The organism is Bacillus sp. m3-13 (assembly GCF_000175075.1).
Lineage (GTDB): Bacteria > Bacillota > Bacilli > Bacillales > Bacillaceae_I > Sutcliffiella_A > Sutcliffiella_A horikoshii_C.
In genome coordinates this window covers 21,034-41,973 of sequence record NZ_ACPC01000017.1, presented here as the reverse complement: position 1 = coordinate 41,973, position 20,940 = coordinate 21,034, and the positions used below count along the sequence as shown (strand labels likewise).

Sequence of the window (20,940 nt, the reverse complement as noted above, 5' to 3'; positions counted from 1 at the left end):
CCTTTTACCTATTAAGCCTTTGAAGACTTGGTTTAATTTTAGCTTCAGGCATTTTCTGTTTGGAAAGCGCAATGGATGCTCCAATGATTAGTGCACCGCCAACAAATGAGAAGACTCCTAAAGTCTCTCCCCAAAAAACAAATCCCCACATTACATTAAAGAAAATTCCTATGTATCGAACGACCTCCACTACCATGATATTTTCATGTGTAAATGCACTCGTTAACACTAACTGGCCTATCAGTGACACCACTCCGATACAGAGTAGGTAGAACCATCCAAGAGGCGTCGGCCACACAAACTCATTCCACATTAGTGGGAGAGAAACCAGTGCACCTGATGCCAGAAAATAAAAAACAATTTCATACTTATGATGTCTTGTGCTTAAATACCTAATCGAGGTGGCTGCACATGCTGCTAAAAAGGCGCTGAAAACACCGACCAGTGCATAAACAGTGTACGAATCATAACTAAACGGGTTTATCAATAAAATTGCACCCACAATGAATAGAGGAAACAACATAACCATATTCCTGTTCATTTTCTCTTTCAGAAAATAGCCGGAAAGCATGATGGCAAAGAAGGGCGATAAATGCGCGAGAATGCTTGCATCCCCAAGAGGTATGTGAGCAATGGTAAAAAAATAAGCCAACAGATAAAGTGCTCCAAGGGCTCCACGTAACACTAGCATCGGAACACCTTTTTTAGAAAACGCCACTTTTGTTTTTCGCGTAAGGAGGAAAATTAGAAAAGCTCCAATAAAGCTGCGAAAAAATACTATTTCAGACACTGGAATGGTTTCACTTGCAGCTTTTACAAAAACATTCATGATGCTAAATGTTAATGATGATGCAATAGCAAGTAGGATTCCTTTATTCAATACTCCCCCTCCTAGATAGGGCCTTACAAAACCCCATAGAATAGAATGATTACGATTTAAACACCACACCTATTTAATCTATTCAGAAATCCACCTAACAAAACGTAACGATTACTATTTAAGAACTTCACTATACACCTCACTTTTTAAACCGTCAACAACAATTTTAATCTACACGTATTGTTGCATAATAAAAAACCCTTGAAAGAATGAACATCCCTTCAAGGGTTTTATATAATCTATGTCTAAAATATTGTTTGAAGATCGCGTAGTGAATGAATGATATAATCATATTCTTCCACTTCTCCAAACCCATAGTTAGCGTAGACAAAAGGAATCCCAGCTGCCTTCGCTGCTTGTTGGTCTCCTATCGTATCTCCTACATAAACGGGGTTTTTAAGTTGATTGCGTTCCATGATTAATTTTATATTTTCACCTTTTGAGAGTCCTGTTCTTCCCGGATTCTCATAGTCAATGAAATATGTCTCCAATTGATGGTATTTATAAAAAGCTTCTATGTATCCATCTTGGCAATTACTTACTATAAAAAGCTTGTATTTTTGAGATAAACTCTCTAATACTTCTTCTAACTGTTCGTAGAGCTGACCTCCTTTTTGCTCTAGAAGTACTCTCTCCGCTTCTCCGCATTTGTTCAACAACCGGGTGCGGCTATCTTCCTCTATATTTGGGAAAAAGTGTTTCCCTATGTCATGCATTTGAAGCCCCATTGTTGCTTTGAAATCCTCACTTGTTAATTCTTTTTCAATCTGATTATCTTCTTTCAAAATTTTATTCCAAGCTACCAGTACTGTTTCCCGTGAATCCCACAATGTGCCGTCTAAATCGAAAATAATGCTGTCCATGAGTTGTCCTCCTTTATTTTATCCTACTGCCAGTCTTGCTTATCCCATTTACCAAATTACTATTTTTCCTATTGTAACGTATTTTTGCATTTTTCTGCGAATAGCAGTAACTTTATTCTAATTCTATCGTCTGTAGAAAAGAGGTGGTAAATATATGAAACGGATTTATTTTATTTTGTTACCGATTTTATTCTTATTTTCCGCTTGCAGTTCTGTTGAAGATGGTAGTGCACCAGTCCTGTCTGATGTTAGTACTCCAGTCATGCCTGCTGATTTTGAATTTAGCCTTACATATGGTACCTATGGCAAACAAAAAGTGGATACTTCTAATGACATGATAATTAAAGATCTTGTGATAGACGGTACCATAGAAGCTGAGATACCTTTAACAGTCGAAGAAAAAGATCTCATCTATAATGAAATGTTAAAAATAAATATCATGGGAGATTTGGAGATCGATAGAGAGCTTCAGTGTGCAATAGAACCTCCTACATTCACCTCTTGGCACATTCAAATGAACGGGCAGACAAAGGAGTTTTCATATACTAGTTTTTGCGAGTATAATGGAGATGCTAAAAATCTGATGAGCTTGGAGAACTATATACATAAATTAGTTGCAGCCAAGGAGGAGTATCAGGAGTTACCTGATTCAAATGGCTGGTATGAATAAAATGAAACTTCACTTCTACACCAGCAAAAGCTTAGGATTCTTATCATTCTAAGCTTTTGTGTTCCACTGTACTTTAGGCGGAAAGAACCCCTCTGGACTCCGGATAACTTGTTCTTCCGGAAATACCGTTCGCATTACCTCAAAAACCTCCTGTTGCACATTTCCTTCCACCCACTTCGTTTTTTCTCCCATTTCATATTTCTCATATACACCTAAACGGGCTGTTCGCTTGCCTCCGCTTCCGTCCCCTGTAAAATCATCCACACACACCCTGTCCACTATCCCTTTTAGTTTTAACGCAAATCCTTCGGAAAACGGCAAGGCTGGTGCAATAGCCACTTGGGTTGGAATTCCCTCTTTATGCAATATTCTTAATGCTTTAAGTCTTGCAGGTATTGGTGGAGCTGAGGGTGAAAACCTTTTGCGTACCTCTTCTAGATCTGTTTCTATTGTGATGCTTACCATCACGCGGTCTCCCAATTTCTTTAGAAGGTCGATGTCCCTTGTCACAAGTGGGCTTCTTGTTTGAACAAAAAGAAAGTCAGGTGGCTCTTCTGCCATTACTTCTAATAGGGTTCGGGTAACCTCTTCCTTGTGTTCCACCGGTTGATAAGGATCGGTACTGGATGACATGAAAATGCTAATGGCCTGCTCTTTTTTCCTTAAAAGTCGCATTTCTTTAGCGAGCTTTTCTTTTACATCCTTTTTCACATCCACCCATGTGCCCCATTCCTGTTTGCGAAACAAGCCAACCGGGCTTTGTCTCACATAACAATAGGAACACCCAAAGGCACAGCCGATATAGGGGTTGAGGGTGTGGGTATAGCCTTTTAGAAACCCACTTGCTTTGGTCAATAGTTTTTGTGGTGTCTTCTCTGTTACTTCCACTCTCATCCTTTTTCTCCCTTCTTCCATAATAAATATCAATATTTTTCTCTTGTTGTTTCCATCATTTTCTTTATACTTAAAGTATTACAATACAAAAGGGGTAGATACATATGGTACTTACAGTTTTAAAACCTATTTTTGCCGAGTCTGCAAGCAATCTAGTGAATACAATCAGTTCTTATTCTGGAACGGTTTTATTTAAAAAGGAGCATTGGGTAGTTGATGCCAAAAGCTTGCTTGGTGTTTTGGCGCTTGCTCTTCAGCCAGGCCAGGAAGTAGAAGTTACTTCTGATGAAGGCGAAGAAGTATTTGAGGCGATTTTGGCTCTTGGGTACTTTGAAAAGAAATAATAATGGAGCATCCTTCCTCATTCATTGGGAAGGATGTTTTTGTTTTATCAGGAAATATCCAAAATATCATCTACACATAAACAGCCTGCTTCGCCGAATTTATCCACCACATGCAAGCGCCTCTGATAGGCATCGAGATGATGCACCGCTCCTACAAACAAATGGTATCTTCTTTTTTCATAATAGGTAATGGTTACTTCCTTACCCGTTTCCATCGCTTCGCAAAACAGCTCATTCATTTCTTCTAGCCGTTGTTCGTCAATTTCCGGCTTGGTTTGGTATAAATCCTCTTTGGTCCAATCGCGCAGCATCTTGACATGCTCCGGCAGCATCATGGACGTCCATTTAATGGTTCCGCGATCTCGTATCATCCTTAACATCCTTTCTTACATTTCTAGCTATAGCAAATTCTCTACGCCTTATGTCCGCCAACCAACCTGCTTCTATGGACGGCAGTTCCGGCATTGGTATAGGATACAGCCCTTAACAGCGCATTGGTTCCGTATTTTCCGCGGATGGTGTCCATTACATAGCCTAGGTCGCGTTTTTTTGGCTGTTCGAGTTCAAACAAGTTTAGTTGCATTTCACTGTCATCCACCATGTTAGAGAGCGAGATAGCAATCTTTCGGACGGTTTTGGGTTCATAATTTTCCTCAAACAGCTCAAGGCAAGTACGGTATAAGTCCATGGTGACGTTGCTTGCTCGTTCCATTGTTCGAGAGCGATAGAATCCTCCGCCAAGTTCATCGCGGCTGTAGCCAATTCCAAGACTGATGGTACGGCCGGCTTTTCGATGATGCCGCGTTCTCCTGGCGACTTCCTCACAGATTTCTAAGATGACTTGTTTCACTTCTTTCGGGTCTGTATAGTCGCGCATTAAAATCTGACTTTTGCCAAAGCTGATCTGCCCCTGAATAATGGGAGCGCCAAGCTCTGATAGATCAATCCCCCAGGCATGATAGTACAACTGATTTCCCATCACACCAAACTTTTTCTCCAGCAGCTCGAGGGGGTAATTTGCGAGCTGTCCAACATTGAAAATCCCCATTCGATTTAAGGTTTTTTGTACTCTGGATCCAATTCCCCACATTTCACTGAGAGGGGAAAGCGGCCAAAGCTTTGTTTTCACATCGTCATAAGTCCACTCGGCTATGCCCTTCTTTTTTGCTTCAAGATCTAGGCATAGTTTTGACATGAGCATATTCGGGCCAATTCCGATGGCGCATGGAAGCTGAAATTCCCGCTCCATGTCCTCTTTGATTTTTTCAGCAATCGTAGTGGCATCTCCCCAAAGCGCTTCTACCCCGTCGACTTGCAAGAAGCTTTCATCGACACTATAGGTATGGATGGCGTCCTTTGGGACATATCGGTTGAAGAGTCTCGTAATTTCTGTGGAGATGCGCAGATATGTTGCCATCTTGGGGTTTACAATATGGATGCGTTTGTCGTTTGGAATCTCAAACCGGCGGGAACCTGTCTTGATACCAAATTCCTTTTTCAACATGGGAGAGGCTGCAAACACCACGCTCCCCTGTCGCTCTGTATCCCCAACCACCCGCCAAATAGCAAGTGAGCGGATCGAGTCCCATCATCACTGCAGAGCAGCTTGCATAAAAGCTTTTCATATCTACACATAAAATCTTGTTGTTTTGGCATCTTGCTGTAATCCATGTCCACGAACCTTCACACCTCACTAAACAGAAAGTATGTTCGCATTAGTAGTATATACCCAATAATAAGCGAATATACGTTCGGTTTCAATGGTAAATTCCACTACATATTTCGACAAATACCTTTTTCAAGCTCTTGTTAAGTGGGCAAAACCCTTATAATAAAGGAAATGAGGTGAACGAAATGGAGAGAAATTTAGTGAAAAAAATGATTCGAAATTGTTTTATTCAATATCAGCATGACGTTGAATCTGTTCCGCTTAATGAGGAAGAGTACGAAAAAATGGCAGAGGAAGTGAGCAGAGCGGTTGCCGAAGATCCCGATCTGGAAGTGTTTGATGCGGTCAATGATGTAGTGTATGAATTTTTGAGTAAATGGTAAGAGACATAGCAAAATAATTCATAAATCCGACGTAATTACACAAGATAAAAGAAGAGTTCATCTAGAAAAGGAGCGACATCATGAAGAAAAAGCCTGTGCTTGTATTATGGATAATGGTATTCATCTCCATTCTGACACTCCCTTTTCTTGGGTGGAAGCACTTTAAACGTTTTTTGCCGGGAACATTATTTATGTCTATATTAATTGCATTAGAGAGCATTGTGGCGGAGAAGTATAAATGGTGGGCTATCTATAAAAAAATCCCGCCCTATTTTGTAAATGAATTTGCCTTTATAGTCGGACCGTTCTTTGCCGGTTCCCTTTGGATCTTACGTCTTACATATGGAAAAATCTATTTGTATTTCCTTTTGAATGCGTTTGTGGATGCCGTTTTCGTTTATCCTTTTAGTGCTCTATTTGAACATATAGGAATATTCAAAATGAAAAAAATGAGCCGCCATCAACTCTTTGGACTTTTTTTAATAAAATCCTTATTGATGTATGGTTTTCAGGCGATGTGGGAGAAGTACGTCCGTAAAAGTTCAGCCAAAAAACCTGAGCAAGAAAGACCCTACTCCATGTCCCCTGCAGAGTGAGCATCCTTCCCATGGAGCCACTCGATTAGCTTAACATCCTTGTTATTGCGCACTGCTGCATCAAGTGGAGTTAGCCCGTCATAACCAACCCAATTAAGATCCGCTCCTTGGCTGAATAAGTAATCTGCCACCAACAGTTGACCACCATGGCACGCCAACCAAAAAGCTTGTGTGGTTTCAAATGCGGAAGGAAGCAGCTGCGCATCTGCATAATATGTTTTTACTTCATCCAACATCCCCAGTGCAGCTGCATTCCAGAGCTTAGTCTGTGCTCCATTCTCCACAAGCAGGCGGGCTGTATCCCACTGTCCAAATGCTACCGCATCGTCTAATGGGGTTCCTTCTGCGATTACTGCTCCTGTGGCATTTATGTCCGCACCAGCATCTAGAAGCGCCTGAAGCACTTCCACATCATTACTGCTCGCAGCCCAGTGAAGAGGTGTCTCCGTGTGATGACCAGTAAATCTGGCATTCACTTCTGCTCCCGACTCCACTAGTGTGCGTACAACGGTTTCTCCGTTCGGAAAGTGACCAGGCCAATCGGTCGCCACATGAAGCAATGTGCGGGACACTCCAAACGCGTCAGATTTTTCATCATGATAGCCTTTTGAGATAATTCTTGCCGTGGCAAGGTTATGATGAGCAGCAAGTAAACACTCAAGAGCTGATACATCGCCTGTTTGTATTGCTTTAGTGACCTCGATGCCTAAATTTTCGTCTTCTAAGACAAAATTCATATGTATATGCCCCCATTTCATGTGTAAGATTACAAGAAAATCACGTCGGATAATACTTACTGTCGGAAAAGACGTGTTTACTGTCCGTTTGGAAGTAAATACTGTCGGAAATCTCAAAATACAAGCCAAACCCACCTATTTACTGTCCAAACTCAAGGCAATACATGCCAACCGACAACCTTCGTCAAACCCCGACAAATCACCCTCGCTAAGGAAACTCTCAATGAACAATAAAACGCCTTGCACCAATCACACAAGACGTCTCACAAAAGGATATTATCCCTCTTTCACTTCCACCTCAATATCCACCGGCTCGCTGTCATCCAACAGGTTCTTCAAGGTTACCTTATATAATCCCTCCGCTTGCTCCGTCACTTCCTCGACGTGCCACGGATACCCGTCTTCCACTTCTTCTAACGCCTTGGCAATAGCCTTTTGTTCGAGTTCATCCTGCCCTTCATCTACCACTACTTTTATAGCGCCAGACTGGGCCGGAAAGGATTCAGCCACTATGCCGGAGTTCCAAACAGTCACTTTCATTCCGACCATAAGATCAGCTGCTTCCAACGGCTCCCCTGCAGAGCTTTCCACTTTTGTATCCTCTTCAAGGGTATACATAGTTGCAGAAGTACCAGAGCCGCCACTGCTTGGGTGTTGACCCGTCACTAAAATACGTGTTTGTCCTTCATCAGAAACCGAAACGATATAACCTGTCAGATCTTCAACTGCCTGATCACCAACATCCACCGGTTCTTCATTTGGTGCTTCCTCATTAGAACCTGAATTGGAACCTGAACTGTTATTGTTGTCGTTGCCACCAGCTGTTCCACAACCGAATAAAAGAAGGAAACAAGCCAGCAATGACATGAATTTTATTGTTTTCATCCTATTCTCACCTCTTGCTCTATTGGACGGAAGAGGAATGGAAAGGTTACATTATTTTTGTCGAAAAGCCTTGCCGCCGAATTTTTCCACCACTCCTGGAAACACCTGATACAGTTTGCTGGCCATGTTCATCCAGCCAGGAAGATTAATTTCCCGGGTGCGAGTGAACATTGCATCTGCTATCCGTTTGGCAACATATTCAGGCTCAAGCATCCACTTATCCACTTTCTGCTTATAGCTACCAGATGAATCCGCGATATCAAAAAACTCCGTTCGGATTGGACCAGGGTTAACAGATGTTACAAAAATATTGGTATCATAAAGCTCCATTCTCATGCTATTGGTGAAACCGAGAACTGCATGCTTCGTTGCTGCGTACACACTCGACTTCGGAGTCGCAATCTTCCCCGCCTGTGAAGCAATATTGATGATATGACCTTGATTTTGCTCGAGCATGGACGGCAAGACCATCTTCGTACAAGCAATTAATCCATACACATTGACTTCAAACATTCCACTCATATCATCAAGGGAAAGATCTGCAATATCATCAAATTTTCCGTAGCCAGCATTGTTCACCAATACATCAACAGCAGGAATCTCGGTCATTAGCCGTTTGAAAGTATGCTCGATATCTGCCTGTTTACGAACATCCAATTGATAAAAAGGCGCTTCTATCTGATGATTCATGTTTATCTGAGCAGCTACCTGTTCCAACTTATCCAAGGATCTTGCCATGAGTACCGGTGTTGCTCCCCGCTTGGCAACCTCAAGAGCAAGTGCTTTCCCAATCCCACCTGAAGCTCCAGTAATTACGATATATTTACCTTGAAGACTAGCCATCGCTTACTTCCCTCCTGCTGTATATGTATAGGGCTTGGATGTTGCATCTTCTACAATCAAGCCCTTATCAAGTAGATAATCAATCTGGCCTATTGTTTCAGAAAGTGTTAGTAAAAGTTGTTTTTCATAGACAGATTTGAAAAGATACTGACAGATCTCATAAGCAGTGGCAGGCTGAACTTTGAGATAGTTTAATACCTTATTGGCCCGTTTATCCTGCTGCTTCAATCGGATCTCTAATAATTCCGAGACATTTCCAACAATATCCCCATGTCCTGGCAGCACCCGTTTAATCGGCAAACGTTTCATTTTTTCAATAGAGTGTATGTATTCCAGCATCGCTTTCTTCCGTTCCGTTTCATCAACATAAGGCGGCTCTACCAATGGATTAGGTGAAATATCCGCTAAAATTAAATCTCCACCTATCAATGTTCCGCTCTTTTCATCAAAGAGAACAAGATGGCTGCTTGCATGCCCCGGCGTTTCCATGATGCGCCAATTTGCCAAACCGTCTAGGCGGTCCCCTTCTCCAACAAAAGAAGTGAGCCCCCTTTGGCAAGCAAAACGTAAAGGCTTATCAATGGCATCCAATACAGGATAAAAGCGTTCCTCCACTCCCATCCGCTCAAACAGCTCTTTATAGTACGCTTCATGAGTGGAAAAGTAACGATGGTCCTGCGTCATCCAAGGGTGTGCCCGTTTATGCCCATATACTGGTATATTGGCGGGAAAATAATCCAATAAACCAACATGATCTGGATGATGATGTGTCACTACCACTTGATCAATGTCTAATACCTTCAGTCCATGACTGCTCAACTCGCGCTGAAAAACTTCCCAAGCTTCCATCGTTTTCACACCAGCGTCCACCAGTGTCACTTTATCGGTAATGATAATGTATGTATGTACGTCCCCAACCGCAAACGGAGTCGGGATTGTAATTTGTTTAATCTCTTGCTTACAAGAAACGTCGTTCATCATAATCCCCTTTTAATTCGTTTTAGTATATATATAAGTGATGTATTAAAATTATAACGAAATAATAGAACCAAAACAGCCATTGAATAACCATTCAATTATAGAATGCACTAAATAAGGGAAAAAAGAAAGGGGTATTCCTGAATAACTATTAAAATTTCCCAGTTCATTTTTTTGAAATAACGTCCACGCCTGTGTAGGAATTTTGAAGCAGCTTTCTCCAAATAAATTAAACAATCGTGACAAATATCCCCTTGACTTTCCATCCCTTCCGATGGATAATGTATAAAATTACAAATGATAACGTGACGAACGGGACCAGTAAAATGCTGCAAGATGAAAAGAGATGGAGGTTCACCGGCTGAAAGACCTCCTCATCCCCTGCACTTTTGAACCTACCCAGGAACAATCAGGCAAACCTGATCGTCCTCCCACGATACGGGAATCAAAGCTGGGTTCAACTAACCAATTAAGGTGGTACCGCGGATAAGACCTATCCGTCCTTTTATACAGGACAGATAGGTCTTTTTTCTATTTTAAAGGAGCGTGTTAATTATGAAGATAGCATTTATTGGTGCCGGTTCCATGGCTGAAGCGATTATCGCCGGACTGTTAAAACAGGGAATCTGTGCAAAAGAAGATATAACAGTGACAAATAAACAGGATCAACAACGTCTCGAAAGCCTTAAAGATAAATATGGCGTAACCATTATGGAAAATAAAGAAGCCGCTGTAAAAGGAGCAAATGTGATTTTCTTGGCCATGAAGCCTAAGGACGCTAAAGACGGAATTCAAGCAATCAAATCCTATGTAACAAAAGACCAGCTTATTGTTTCCGTACTGGCAGGCATCTCGACTGACGTCATTCAAGACCTTTTTGAACAAGAATTGCGTGTCATCCGCTCCATGCCAAATACATCAGCGGCCATTGGTTTATCTGCAACTGCCATTGCAAAAGGCTCCTTAGCTACTGAAAGCGACTTGACCCTAGTACAATCGTTGTTCTCCGCAATCGGTCTATGCACCATTGTAGAGGAAGACCAACTTCATGCTGTAACAGGGGTTTCCGGAAGCGGTCCTGCTTATATCTATTACATTGCAGAAGCGATGGAAAAAGCAGCATTGGCTCAAGGATTGGATGTGGATGTTGCCAAAAAGCTAGTCAGTCAGACTTTGATTGGAGCCGCTCATATGCTGCAAGAAACAGACAAAGATGCAGAAGTCTTAAGAAAAGAAGTAACAAGTCCAGGCGGCACGACACAGCGAGGGATTTCATTGCTAGATGAACTAAAAGTCTCCGAAGCATTTGAGAGCTGTATCGAAGGAGCGACAGAACGTTCCAGAGAAATGGGAGAGGAAATGGCGGAGAAACTGAAGGAAAAGGCATCAAATTGACCCTCAACCCCACAAAAAACAGCACTTGGAAGAGGGGTTACTTCCAAGTGCTGTTAAACTTAATCTAAAACTTCGACTTCAAACATCATATCTTCATATTCATCCATACTTACAAGAATTTCGTCTACAATCAATTGCAACTTCTCAGTTGATAATTCACTTTTCTTATACTTCCTCACCTCGGCACTTAATCTCTTCTGCCACTCTTCTTTCATCACTTCATCATAGTAGCTGTAGAAAGAGAGATATAAAGGAAGGCCATTGGGCCGCTCTTCACTTATCGCATCAGCAAATTTCACAGCCATGCTCTGTAACGCTTCAACCTCATATTCTTTAGATGTGTGCTGCAAGTTAAATTTTATCGATTCATGGTCTTTTGCTTTAAAACGAAACTCCTCCATGATGAATAAAGGGTCATTACTGAAGACGACCAGGTCATCATCCGTTGTCAAGAGCCAAGCATCCTTTTCACCAACATCCTTGACCTCACCCTCACCTGTAATAATGAGGTCATTGCTCATCACACTAAAAGAATCATAAGACTTATGAAGAGCAAAGATTGACATAATTGCAACTACACCAAGTCCTAATGAAATCAATCGCTCCAACCACTTCTTCTCGATCTTTTTCGTTAAGAGACCGTGAAGTAAATTTAATAAAAAAAGAACAATGAGTAATGTTGCAAGATTAAATACCACCTGCGCCCACCCTGGCAAAATAAAAGTCAAATTTCCAGCCCCCCATTACCAAAACTCATCCCCTATAAGGATTACCTAATTTGTTGATACCAGTTACAATTGATACACGCCCTATATTTAAACTATCCTCTAAAATGGTTTGATAGACGATATTGAAGTTACTATAGTAGGTTGGTATATCGCTAGGTTCAATAAAAATTCTTTCAAATGATTCATACTCAGCCCTAAAACTATGAAACTTCGTGATATCCATTCTATAAAAAACCTGATATCCCACTTTAGGATAAAGACTCTCTTCGCTCCAGTGTGGATTATTATGATGATCGACCACGATGGAACCGAGCAATCGGCAATCTCCTTCCACATACCCCTCCTCCATTGCTTCCCTTTGAAAACACATTTCTGGAGTTTCATTGAATTCGATATGCCCACCTGGAAAATCCCATCCTCTATCTCTGAGGTTGACCAGCATCAACTTATCCTGATAAAAGCAATAACCGTGAGCGCTGGTAATTAAATCTCTTGGCGGAAGTTGAGACTGCTTTTCCCAGGTTAATTGGACGATTGCATCCCCCCAAGTTACTTGTGTAGATGTCATGCGCATCCTACTCCTGTCAAATAAACTACATTAATTTTAACATAATTAACCAATAAGTAATGGTTTTACACAAAAAAGCTGTTACCAAGATCTTCATACCGGCGATGAGGACTTCTCTTCTCCTTTTTTCTCGTCACTCACGTCTTCATCACGTTCATGAGGACTTCTCTACTCCTTTTTTCTCGTCACTCACGTCTTCATCACGTCCATGAGGACCTCTCTTCTCCTTTTTTCTCGTTACTCACGTCTTCATCACGACTATGAGAACCTCTCCCCTCCTTTTTCCTCGTCACCGAGGTCTTCATCACGACAATCAAGAATTACCCACCAATTCCTAAACCAATAAAGCCTGTCCAGAAAGCCAAGACTCTCCAAACAGACTTACAACACCTATAAATTCTTCACAAAATCAGCCAATATCGGCGGGAATTCCTCAAAAGAAAATTTCACATTTAATCTTTCCGTCCATTGATGAGGATCCTTCCCCACTGGCCCCAAGTTAAACACCGGCATCTGCAATGCTTCCATCTCCGCAAAAGGAAGGGAATATGTGGCTCCGTAAACTGGGATATTAAACGGAAGACGATCTTTTGCAGAAAAGTCCCCCTTACCTATGAAACTCAAATCACATAAACCTGAGAAATAGCGCTGTTCATTAAATTCAACATCCGCATCCACTTTCCATTTCTGGATGAACTGACGTGCAGAATCCAATAACTCCTTATTGTCCGTCGCCACAGCAGGATAGTATGGTGGTGCAAAAAACAGAATAATCATCGGTCCTAAATCCTTGCATAAGGAGGCAACTTCTTCTACAACTTTGATGGACTGCTCCCTTTCGTCTAAATGTAAGTTGGAAACAATCATAGAAGAAATTCTTATGTTCATTTCCTGATCCCCATGAATGGCTTTTGCTTTTTCCAAAAGCTCTTCATAGGTATAGACCGCTACGTCTACAGGCATTTCTGTGAAAGATGTGAACCGTTTAAACTGCTCTGCTTTTCCTTTGCAAAATTCATTGATGTTCTTTGCCGCCTGCTTTGCGATACGAAGAAAGTCTGCCTCCCAATCGGTCAGCGATTTTTCCATAAACAAGACATTATATAGCGTCACCGCGGTGTGAGGGATTTGTACGGAATACTCCGTTTTTAAATCCTTTTGAATTAAGCTCGTTGGAGGTGGAGTCACTTCTGCATCTACCTGTTCACATAAATCCGTATTCCACTCCATCAGCTTTTGTATCTCTGACACCATTAAATTAGCATTGAGTCCAGCCAACGGCTCCCCGACATGTGTTTCTTTTCCGTAGCAGAAAAAGCCAGGCAATAGCTTTCCAATAGCTCCGGTATATAGATAGAGATTGTTGTCTCCAGGGTATTTTTGAAACATTGGTTCTGAATTAACGCAAGCCTTAAAATTCAAATCATGCTTCGAAGCTAGATCCCCCAACGCCGGCAGTGCCTGAAGCATCCCTTGTGAGTTTACCTCTTCATCCGGAACCGCCAATAGGAGTAGGTTTACATCCCATTTCTCACCAATAGCTTTTTCCAGAAGGGACATTTGGAGAGCCAGTCCGGCTTTCATGTCCATAACCCCTCTGCCAAACAACCAATCTCCTGAAAGTAGGTGTTCCTTTGCTTCAGCAGGTAGCGCATCGGCATTGTTCTCAAGTTCCCGCGTCAGCTCAACTGGTTGGAAGGCCAGGTCCTTTAGAAAACCATAATCCTCTACCCCTACCACATCAAAATGACTGACAAGCACAATCGTTTCTTTCTTTTCAGATTGCTTTACTAAAGCGGTTACAAAAGAACGCCCATCCTCCATACGATGAAGCTCCAGATTACCAGGGTTCTCTTGGAAATAATCCAGATGATTCAGTTGATAATAAATAAAGGAAGCTAAGCGCTTCTCTTCCCCGGATAATGTCACACTTCCGTGCTGGACAAGGGATACAAGTAGATTTGTCAACTGCTCTTTAGTTTGCCAGTGCATCTCCCATCCTCCTCTAGATAGTAGTATTTTTCTCCTATCATACTACTATTTTCAAGAATTGAACACCTATCTTTTGGTGGGAACAAAAACGTTTGATATAATATTTTAGGAACTCGAAATATATAGGAGGAATCATTTTATGAAATCAACATTATTTTCCCCATATACAGTTAAAGGTGTCACGTTGAAGAATCGAATCGTCATGTCTCCAATGTGCATGTATTCCAGTCATAATGAAGACGGACATGTTCAAGATTGGCATATGACTCACTATGTATCACGCGCAGTTGGCCAAGTAGGACTGATTATGGTGGAAGCAACAGCTGTCCAGCCACAAGGAAGAATTTCTCCACAAGACCTTGGAATCTGGAACGACGAACATATTCAAGGATTTCAAGAACTAAATAGACAAATCAAGGTCCATGGATCAAAAACGGCCATCCAGCTTGCTCATGCCGGCAGAAAAGCAATGGTAGAAGGCGACATCTATGCACCATCCGCCTTGGCATTTAATGAAAAAATGAAAACTCCTGTGGAAATGTCTACAGAGGATATAAAAGAAACAATAGCTGCGTTTGTGGAAGGCGCCAAACGTTCCAAGGAAGCAGGATTTGATATTATTGAACTTCACGGTGCTCATGGATATTTAATCAATGAATTCCTATCACCACTTACGAACAAACGTAAAGACGAATACGGTGGAAGTACAGAAAATCGCTACCGCTTCCTTCGTGACATCATTGATGGTGTAAATGAAGTATGGGACGGACCATTATTTGTCCGTGTATCAGCTAATGACTATCACCCTGAAGGCTTAACAGCAGAAGACTATGTAACATATGCAAAATGGATGAAAGAGCAAGGAGTGGACCTTGTAGATGTCAGTTCAGGTGCGGTGGTGCCGGCAGCGATTGATGTGTACCCTGGCTACCAGGTTGGTTTTGCAGAAACTATCAAGTCCGGTGCTGCTATTGATACAGGTGCGGTTGGGCTGATCACTTCTGGGTTGCAAGCGGAAGAAATTTTAAGAAATAACCGTGCAGATTTAATCTTTGTTGCAAGGGAACTATTGCGTGACCCTTACTGGCCAAGAACAGCTGCCAAGCATCTTGGTGTAGAGATTGAGTCTCCAAAGCAATATGATCGTTCTTGGTAATACAAACGGCCACTCATCGAAGAGTGGCCGCTTTTTTAATTTGATGACTCAAGCAGGTTTTTCTTTTCTTCTTTAACAGAACGCAACTCTTCTTCCATTTGATCACGCTGGCCTTTTAAACTTCCAAGCAACCTGGAAACTCTTCCGATAATCTGAGACGTCTGGTCATAGCTTTCCGTAATTTTCCCGTGCACCATCCAATCTACAATCAGTCCGTCAAAAAAGTAATCAGCAAAAGTCAGCATCCCGCCAACTTCAATCGTGGAATCAAAGTGATGCTTGATATCAAGTAACTCATCTTGGAACACTCTCAACTTATTTTGCGCCTGATGAATATGTTTTTTGGCTTCATCCAAGCGGCTGTGCTTCATCGCAGTGGAAACCATTCCGCCGCCGAACATATCAAACGTGGACCAGCCTTTTGCAGAATCTAAAGAAGATAACGCCCGCTCCAAAGTATGCAATGCCAATTGACCGGCATCTATTGCCTCATCGTATTCATTCAGGTTCGTTTGCAGGTCTGCTTCTTTATCCGCAAGATCAAATAATTTTACACTCCATACCGAGTTGGAGTCGTGAATAAGCTTTTCCTTCTCCCGAATAATCTTTTCATATCTAACGGGAGCATTTGCCACTGGTGCAAGTAACGCTTGAAATTCAGCCAGTTCCTGTTCTACATCTTGAATCGTTTCAACAGCTTCGGTATATTTTAGTTTTGCAGCTAGAGCTTCTTTCTGTTCTTGGTCAAGTTTCTCTAGCTTTTTACCGATCATCGAATAGAAAACACTCGTCAGTGTAAAGCCTTCAAGACGTGCCACATCGTCTTCTTCTTTTTCCAGTAGCGACTCCAACTGTATTTTTTTACGCTTTTCTTCTTCCAAATATGTATTCAGTCTTTCAATATGCTCTTCGTACTTTGCCTTCTTACGCAGGTTATCTTTTACTTCAAGTAACTCTTGGTTTAAATCTGTGAACAAAATAAATCCCCCTTTAATTAAACTCTCATAATCTATTTACGAACGAAAGCTCCATTAGTTTCAGATTCTTAACTCAATGTTTAACCTGCATCAAACTTGTCCACAGAAAGTCCTCACCAAATATGTCATTTGCTTGCGGAATTTTTACCATTTCCCTGAATTCCTTTATCTCAAAGTCTTTTGAAAAAAGACGCTTTAATCTTTCTTCGGTATAACCAATTCCACCGTTCATGCTTCCTTGTTCATAAACATCCCAGTCAGCAGTTGCTGCAGCCGCTTTAGTATTAAAGCAGACCAAACCGAAGTGACCATCTTTTTTTAGAGCTTTTTTTATTGTTTCTATATAGCTCAATCTGCGATGTGGAGCAAGGTGATGGAACATGCCACTGTCATAGACAAAATCATAAGTGTTGGGTTCGAATTCGTAATCAAAAAGGGAAGCATGGTGAAAGTTAATATCCACTTTTTCAGAAAAAGCCCTTTCTCTGGCCCAATTCAATGCATTTTCCGAAATATCAATAGCATCTACTGTACAACCCATTTTTGCTAGATAAATTGCATTCCTCCCAGGGCCGCACCCTATCTCTAGTACTCGTTTAGGTGACAGTCCCTTACCCAAATAGGAAACTAAATTTTCATCTGGACCATTCACTTTAAAGAATGGGATTTCTTTGTTTCTATCCTTATAAAAGTCATTCCAAAAAGCCCCCGGTTCTCGTAAAAGTCCGTCTAACATTTCGTAAAGATCTTCATTATTTATTATTTCTTTAGCCATCTTATCTCCCCCTTACCTTATATGTAATATTGTACCAATATCCTGTCTGTACATTGTTACAACCCTTTTAAGATTAGATGAAATAGCCAAAACTGGAAACCATTATTCCCTATTAAATCTCAATCTACCACAATTCTAATCCCCCTATTTTTCTTCTAATAACTCTAAGTGATGTATAGGGTATGGACGCACAAAATTATGTTCCACCCCACCTAAAATCATTCAGGCTAATGATATATAATCCACACACTCTCCATCTTTGTCACATTCGTAATGAAAATGTAACAAACCCAAAAGAGGACGATTACCTCGAAAGCAATCGTCCTCTCCCTAATGATTTTTATTTTATCGAAATTACATCAAAATCGTTTACCACAACCGTGTTAGAAAATATCTCTTTCGCCTCTTCCATTAATAAGAGAACATCCTCTTGCTGGTACCTCGCACTTATGTGCGTTAAGAGCAATTGGTTCGCTGCTGCCTCCTTGGCAACTTGCGCCGCCTGGACAGTAGTGGAATGGAAATACTCTCTTGCAAGCATTTCATCCTTTGCTGCAAAAGTCGCCTCGTGGATAAGAACATCCGCAGCTTCTGCCAACTCAACAGAAACAGGCGTATACCTTGTATCTCCAAGTATGGTGATCACCTTTCCCTTTTTTGGAGGACCAATAAAATCTTTTCCTACTACTATTCTACCGTCAGACAAGGTAATGCTTTTCCCCTCTTTTAGTTTTTGAAGGTGAGGGCCTGATGGAATATTGCTTTGCTTAACCTTATCCATCAATAAAGCTCCAGGCAAGTCTTTCTGAATAATTCGAAAGCCAAAGGAAGGAATTCCATGGACAAGTTTTTTCCCCTTTATGGTGAAATCCTCTTCTTCCAAAAATAATCCGTCCTCTTCAAACTCTTCAATAATTAATGGATACTTCACATGCGTCATACTCACTCGCAAAGAGGTTTCAATGTATTCTTTTATCCCTACCGGCCCGTAAACCGTCAAAGGAGTGTCCCCACCTTGAAAAGAACGGCTGCTTAAAAGACCTGGCAAGCCAAAGATATGATCTCCGTGTAGGTGGGTGATAAATATTTTGGAAATCTTTCTTGGTTTTAATGATGTATGTAAAATTTGATGCTGTGTTGCTTCCCCACAATCAAAGAGCCACACAGAACCCTCTTTATCATCTATATGTAATGCCAGCGAGGATACATTTCGGTGCTTTGCTGGAACACCAGAACCTGTACCTAAAAAAGTTAGTTTCATATTCATCCGCTCCTCTTGTTCCATTATACTCAAAAAAGAAATTTTCCATAATACAATCAATGAATATAGTACAATGATAATATCACGGATAAAGGAGAATGGACGCTATGGATAACATTTCTACAATCGTATTTGACCTAGACGGTACGCTTTATGAGGACACACACCATTTTCAGTATTACGCCGACCTTCTCAAAAACAAGTTACCAGCGGAAAAACAGACTACGTTTGAAGAAGACTATAAAGCTATTGAGGCAGGGACACATACCCTTAAGATGGGTAGGGTGTATGATGCTAAAAAAGATTTAATTCTGGCCCATAATGATGGGAAGGTATCTAGAGGATGGACTTGGGGGGGAGTGGAAGTATCACAAGAAGAACTTACTTCCTATTATCCCGAACCTCTTCAATTTGACCTGTTTGATATGCTCAGTATCGGGGATCTATGGTGGGTACCGGTTTCCATTGCCAAACACTACGGATTAAGCAGCGAGGAAGCATATGCGGCATTCCTGCAAACAAGAGAACATATGATGACAGATGACTTTCTATTAGAACCAGTAGCAGAGTTTGCTAATGTATTAGAAAAGCTCCATAAAAAATATACATTAATTCTTATGACTAATAGCCCGCAGACAGACAGCGATGTCATATTGAAGAAACTCGGATTCACTTCTTACTTTCATGATAAAATTTATGAAGCCAATAAACCGGTACATACAGCAGATCGTCTTTCATACATATCTAAGGAACACCATGTTCCTTACAGCCAAATGCTGAGCGTTGGTGATAACTATATTAACGAAATTCTTCCTGCTGCATTATTGGGTTGTAGTACAATTTGTATCGATCCTTTTAACCTATTTAAAGAAAGCGAAGCAACCTATACAGTCTCTGGATTATCAGAGCTTTCTAAGCTATTAGATAAATCTTTTTTGAAATAACACTTCACGGTGTTATTTTTTTTTGAATAAAACGCTTGCTTTTAGAACACTTGTTCTATTATAATAAAAACAGAACAAACGTTCTAAATACTAATGAGGTGATACTAATGAAATTAATCCAACAATCTTTCTACGTTACTTTGAAGCTATTGGCTGTTTCCGGTTTTGCCATTCTTTTTTATGTCATGATGACAGATAAGACAAGCAATGCCCCAATGTTTATGCTTAGCTTGATGACTTCCCTTAGTTTAATTGCAATTCCTGGTATGAAAAATGTTATCAATAACTACGAAGAGACTCACCATGAATCCTGATTCTTCTTCCGTAACCAAGGAAACCGCCCTCAAGATTGCAAAAAGATTGATACATTACAATGTTACTAATGACTTGGATATTATTAGTTCTGTGGTAGATGTTTGCAAAGAAGATGTCGTTTCCTATCTAAATAAGCCAACCAAAATTAAAAAAGCCCTGCACTCGAACATTACAGGACCGGATTAATCAGTTATTATTCTTTTGTTCTTCTACTGGAATCTCAGGAATAATAACTGGTGCTACCCCTCCACCACCGCTTCCACTCTCATGATAATACATCGGAACTTTTCCTGGAATCACTAAATCTCCTATTTTTACAGAGTTATTTATCTCCATTGGCTGTTCGACCAACGGAATGATAATGTTCATCTTCACACTAACATTTACATAGACCTCTATAACTGTATTATTTATACCTGTTTCAATCACTTTCGTTTCCACATTCGAGATGACATCACCGAGGATCTCGAACCGCACCGGTATTTTAGGACCAAGATTGGAAAAAAGAGTCGTTTTGGTGGCCATCCCTAACGGAACCTTATACACAATCCCATTCTGCTTTTTTGATTCTTCGTAATCTATGTTCAAATCATTTTTATATGATTCCATTCCTTCCAGATTTCCTTCTTCAAGGAAATCCAAATACCTTTGGACTCTTAATGTAGTTTCAGATATCACCGTATTGACTACTTTATGATTGGTACTAAAAGCTACATGATCTGTACCTTCATTTAATACGATAATTAATTCCTCTGGATTTAGACTGTTTGCTATCTTCTTTGAGACGGCATCATTAATAGCTTGTGTTGCAATCTGACGTGCTTTCGTTTCTGCTATACTCCTTAAACTCGGTTCCAGGTTTTTATTGATGATGATCAAACTAAAAACCGTTAAAACATTAAATAGTATAAACGTAATTAAAAACACGTACTTTAATGGCAGTGGCCCACTTTTCAATAGGGAAGTACGACGCATTCTTCTCATAGTTGCAATCCTCCTCCCCTTATATATATAAGATTGTTGGACAGATTATTAATCATTTTTTGAGTATTAAAAGACAAAAAAAACCTGTAAACAAATGTTGTCT

General features: G+C 40.8%; 24 protein-coding genes and 1 pseudogene. 9 read left to right on the top strand and 16 right to left on the bottom strand.

Going from position 1 to position 20,940, the window contains the following annotated elements; all coding sequences use genetic code 11:
• Window positions 1–4: 4 nt before the first annotated feature.
• On the bottom strand, window positions 5–880 hold the full coding sequence (locus M313_RS23095) for a DMT family transporter (protein ID WP_010194217.1): 876 nt from the start codon (window positions 878–880) through the stop codon (window positions 5–7).
• Window positions 881–1,125: 245 nt separating this feature from the next.
• Window positions 1,126–1,743, bottom strand: coding sequence for an HAD family hydrolase (locus M313_RS0108450; RefSeq protein ID WP_010194216.1), 618 nt, complete (start codon window positions 1,741–1,743; stop codon window positions 1,126–1,128).
• A gap of 154 nt (window positions 1,744–1,897) precedes the next feature.
• Between M313_RS0108450 and M313_RS0108445 the strand changes: the two genes are divergently transcribed.
• Window positions 1,898–2,413: a hypothetical protein gene (locus M313_RS0108445; RefSeq protein WP_010194215.1), complete on the top strand. Its 516-nt coding sequence runs from the start codon at window positions 1,898–1,900 to the stop codon at window positions 2,411–2,413.
• A 48-nt stretch (window positions 2,414–2,461) separates the two neighbouring features.
• Here M313_RS0108445 and M313_RS0108440 read toward each other — a convergent pair whose 3' ends face one another.
• A complete protein-coding gene (locus tag M313_RS0108440) occupies window positions 2,462–3,307 on the bottom strand; it encodes an SPL family radical SAM protein (protein WP_010194214.1) in 846 nt (281 codons plus the stop codon).
• Between the two features lie 104 nt (window positions 3,308–3,411).
• On the opposite strand from M313_RS0108440, the gene M313_RS0108435 reads away from it, so the two are divergent.
• A complete protein-coding gene (locus M313_RS0108435) occupies window positions 3,412–3,651 on the top strand; it encodes an HPr family phosphocarrier protein (RefSeq protein ID WP_010194213.1) in 240 nt (79 codons plus the stop codon).
• Between the two features lie 47 nt (window positions 3,652–3,698).
• Here M313_RS0108435 and M313_RS0108430 read toward each other — a convergent pair whose 3' ends face one another.
• Both M313_RS0108430 and M313_RS23090 read right to left on the bottom strand, forming a co-directional pair.
• Window positions 3,699–4,022, bottom strand: coding sequence for a YolD-like family protein (locus tag M313_RS0108430; RefSeq protein ID WP_010194209.1), 324 nt, complete (start codon window positions 4,020–4,022; stop codon window positions 3,699–3,701).
• A 41-nt stretch (window positions 4,023–4,063) separates the two neighbouring features.
• Window positions 4,064–5,322, bottom strand: a pseudogene (locus tag M313_RS23090) (Y-family DNA polymerase).
• A 183-nt stretch (window positions 5,323–5,505) separates the two neighbouring features.
• Here M313_RS23090 and M313_RS0108420 point away from each other — a divergent pair.
• Complete coding sequence (locus M313_RS0108420; protein WP_010194205.1) at window positions 5,506–5,703, top strand: YqzH family protein; 198 nt, start codon at window positions 5,506–5,508, stop codon at window positions 5,701–5,703.
• Between the two features lie 80 nt (window positions 5,704–5,783).
• The gene (locus tag M313_RS23085) at window positions 5,784–6,299 is read left to right on the top strand and encodes a hypothetical protein (RefSeq protein ID WP_010194203.1); all 516 of its coding nucleotides are present in this window, start codon (window positions 5,784–5,786) and stop codon (window positions 6,297–6,299) included.
• Here the strand turns inward: M313_RS23085 and M313_RS0108410 are convergent.
• The 4 genes from M313_RS0108410 to M313_RS0108395 all read right to left on the bottom strand — a co-directional run bounded on the left by M313_RS0108410 (window position 6,275) and on the right by M313_RS0108395 (window position 9,745).
• Window positions 6,275–7,036 carry an ankyrin repeat domain-containing protein gene (locus tag M313_RS0108410; RefSeq protein ID WP_010194202.1) on the bottom strand — a complete coding sequence of 254 codons (762 nt, stop codon included), beginning with the start codon at window positions 7,034–7,036 and terminating at the stop codon, window positions 6,275–6,277. The two genes, M313_RS23085 and M313_RS0108410, sit on opposite strands and share 25 nt — an antisense overlap.
• Window positions 7,037–7,312: 276 nt before the next feature.
• Window positions 7,313–7,921: a DUF3221 domain-containing protein gene (locus tag M313_RS0108405; protein ID WP_010194200.1), complete on the bottom strand. Its 609-nt coding sequence runs from the start codon at window positions 7,919–7,921 to the stop codon at window positions 7,313–7,315.
• Window positions 7,922–7,972: 51 nt separating this feature from the next.
• A complete protein-coding gene (locus M313_RS0108400) occupies window positions 7,973–8,764 on the bottom strand; it encodes an SDR family NAD(P)-dependent oxidoreductase (protein WP_010194194.1) in 792 nt (263 codons plus the stop codon).
• A gap of 3 nt (window positions 8,765–8,767) precedes the next feature.
• Window positions 8,768–9,745: an MBL fold metallo-hydrolase gene (locus M313_RS0108395; RefSeq protein WP_157182438.1), complete on the bottom strand. Its 978-nt coding sequence runs from the start codon at window positions 9,743–9,745 to the stop codon at window positions 8,768–8,770.
• A 543-nt stretch (window positions 9,746–10,288) separates the two neighbouring features.
• Here M313_RS0108395 and proC point away from each other — a divergent pair.
• On the top strand, window positions 10,289–11,137 hold the full coding sequence (gene proC / locus M313_RS0108390) for a pyrroline-5-carboxylate reductase (protein WP_029326399.1): 849 nt from the start codon (window positions 10,289–10,291) through the stop codon (window positions 11,135–11,137).
• 59 nt (window positions 11,138–11,196) lie between these two features.
• On the opposite strand, the gene M313_RS0108385 is transcribed toward proC, so the two are convergent.
• From M313_RS0108385 to M313_RS0108375, 3 genes are all read right to left on the bottom strand, one after another.
• Window positions 11,197–11,865 carry a hypothetical protein gene (locus tag M313_RS0108385; RefSeq protein ID WP_010194191.1) on the bottom strand — a complete coding sequence of 223 codons (669 nt, stop codon included), beginning with the start codon at window positions 11,863–11,865 and terminating at the stop codon, window positions 11,197–11,199.
• A 25-nt stretch (window positions 11,866–11,890) separates the two neighbouring features.
• Window positions 11,891–12,433, bottom strand: coding sequence for an NUDIX domain-containing protein (locus tag M313_RS0108380; RefSeq protein ID WP_010194190.1), 543 nt, complete (start codon window positions 12,431–12,433; stop codon window positions 11,891–11,893).
• Between the two features lie 390 nt (window positions 12,434–12,823).
• On the bottom strand, window positions 12,824–14,425 hold the full coding sequence (locus tag M313_RS0108375; RefSeq protein WP_010194189.1) for a M20/M25/M40 family metallo-hydrolase: 1,602 nt from the start codon (window positions 14,423–14,425) through the stop codon (window positions 12,824–12,826).
• Window positions 14,426–14,564: 139 nt separating this feature from the next.
• Here M313_RS0108375 and namA point away from each other — a divergent pair, with 139 nt between their 5' ends.
• On the top strand, window positions 14,565–15,581 hold the full coding sequence (gene namA / locus M313_RS0108370; protein ID WP_010194188.1) for an NADPH dehydrogenase NamA: 1,017 nt from the start codon (window positions 14,565–14,567) through the stop codon (window positions 15,579–15,581).
• Window positions 15,582–15,616: 35 nt separating this feature from the next.
• On the opposite strand, the gene M313_RS0108365 is transcribed toward namA, so the two are convergent.
• From M313_RS0108365 to rnz, 3 genes are all read right to left on the bottom strand, one after another.
• Window positions 15,617–16,558 (bottom strand): coiled-coil domain-containing protein, encoded by a 942-nt coding sequence (locus M313_RS0108365; RefSeq protein ID WP_010194183.1) that lies wholly within the window; start codon window positions 16,556–16,558, stop codon window positions 15,617–15,619.
• Between the two features lie 73 nt (window positions 16,559–16,631).
• A complete protein-coding gene (locus M313_RS0108360) occupies window positions 16,632–17,333 on the bottom strand; it encodes a class I SAM-dependent methyltransferase (protein WP_010194180.1) in 702 nt (233 codons plus the stop codon).
• A 340-nt stretch (window positions 17,334–17,673) separates the two neighbouring features.
• On the bottom strand, window positions 17,674–18,594 hold the full coding sequence (rnz, locus tag M313_RS0108355) for a ribonuclease Z (protein WP_010194178.1): 921 nt from the start codon (window positions 18,592–18,594) through the stop codon (window positions 17,674–17,676).
• A 107-nt stretch (window positions 18,595–18,701) separates the two neighbouring features.
• Between rnz and M313_RS0108350 the strand changes: the two genes are divergently transcribed.
• From M313_RS0108350 to M313_RS0108340, 3 genes are all read left to right on the top strand, one after another.
• Entirely contained in the window at window positions 18,702–19,538 is an 837-nt protein-coding gene (locus M313_RS0108350; protein ID WP_010194177.1) for an HAD family hydrolase, read from the top strand.
• Window positions 19,539–19,645: 107 nt separating this feature from the next.
• Entirely contained in the window at window positions 19,646–19,852 is a 207-nt protein-coding gene (locus M313_RS0108345) for a hypothetical protein (protein WP_010194176.1), read from the top strand.
• Complete coding sequence (locus M313_RS0108340; protein ID WP_010194175.1) at window positions 19,842–20,039, top strand: hypothetical protein; 198 nt, start codon at window positions 19,842–19,844, stop codon at window positions 20,037–20,039. The genes M313_RS0108345 and M313_RS0108340 overlap by 11 nt, the downstream gene beginning before the upstream one ends.
• Here the strand turns inward: M313_RS0108340 and yunB are convergent, their stop codons facing one another.
• On the bottom strand, window positions 20,040–20,837 hold the full coding sequence (gene yunB / locus M313_RS0108335; protein WP_010194174.1) for a sporulation protein YunB: 798 nt from the start codon (window positions 20,835–20,837) through the stop codon (window positions 20,040–20,042).
• Window positions 20,838–20,940: the final 103 nt, after the last annotated feature.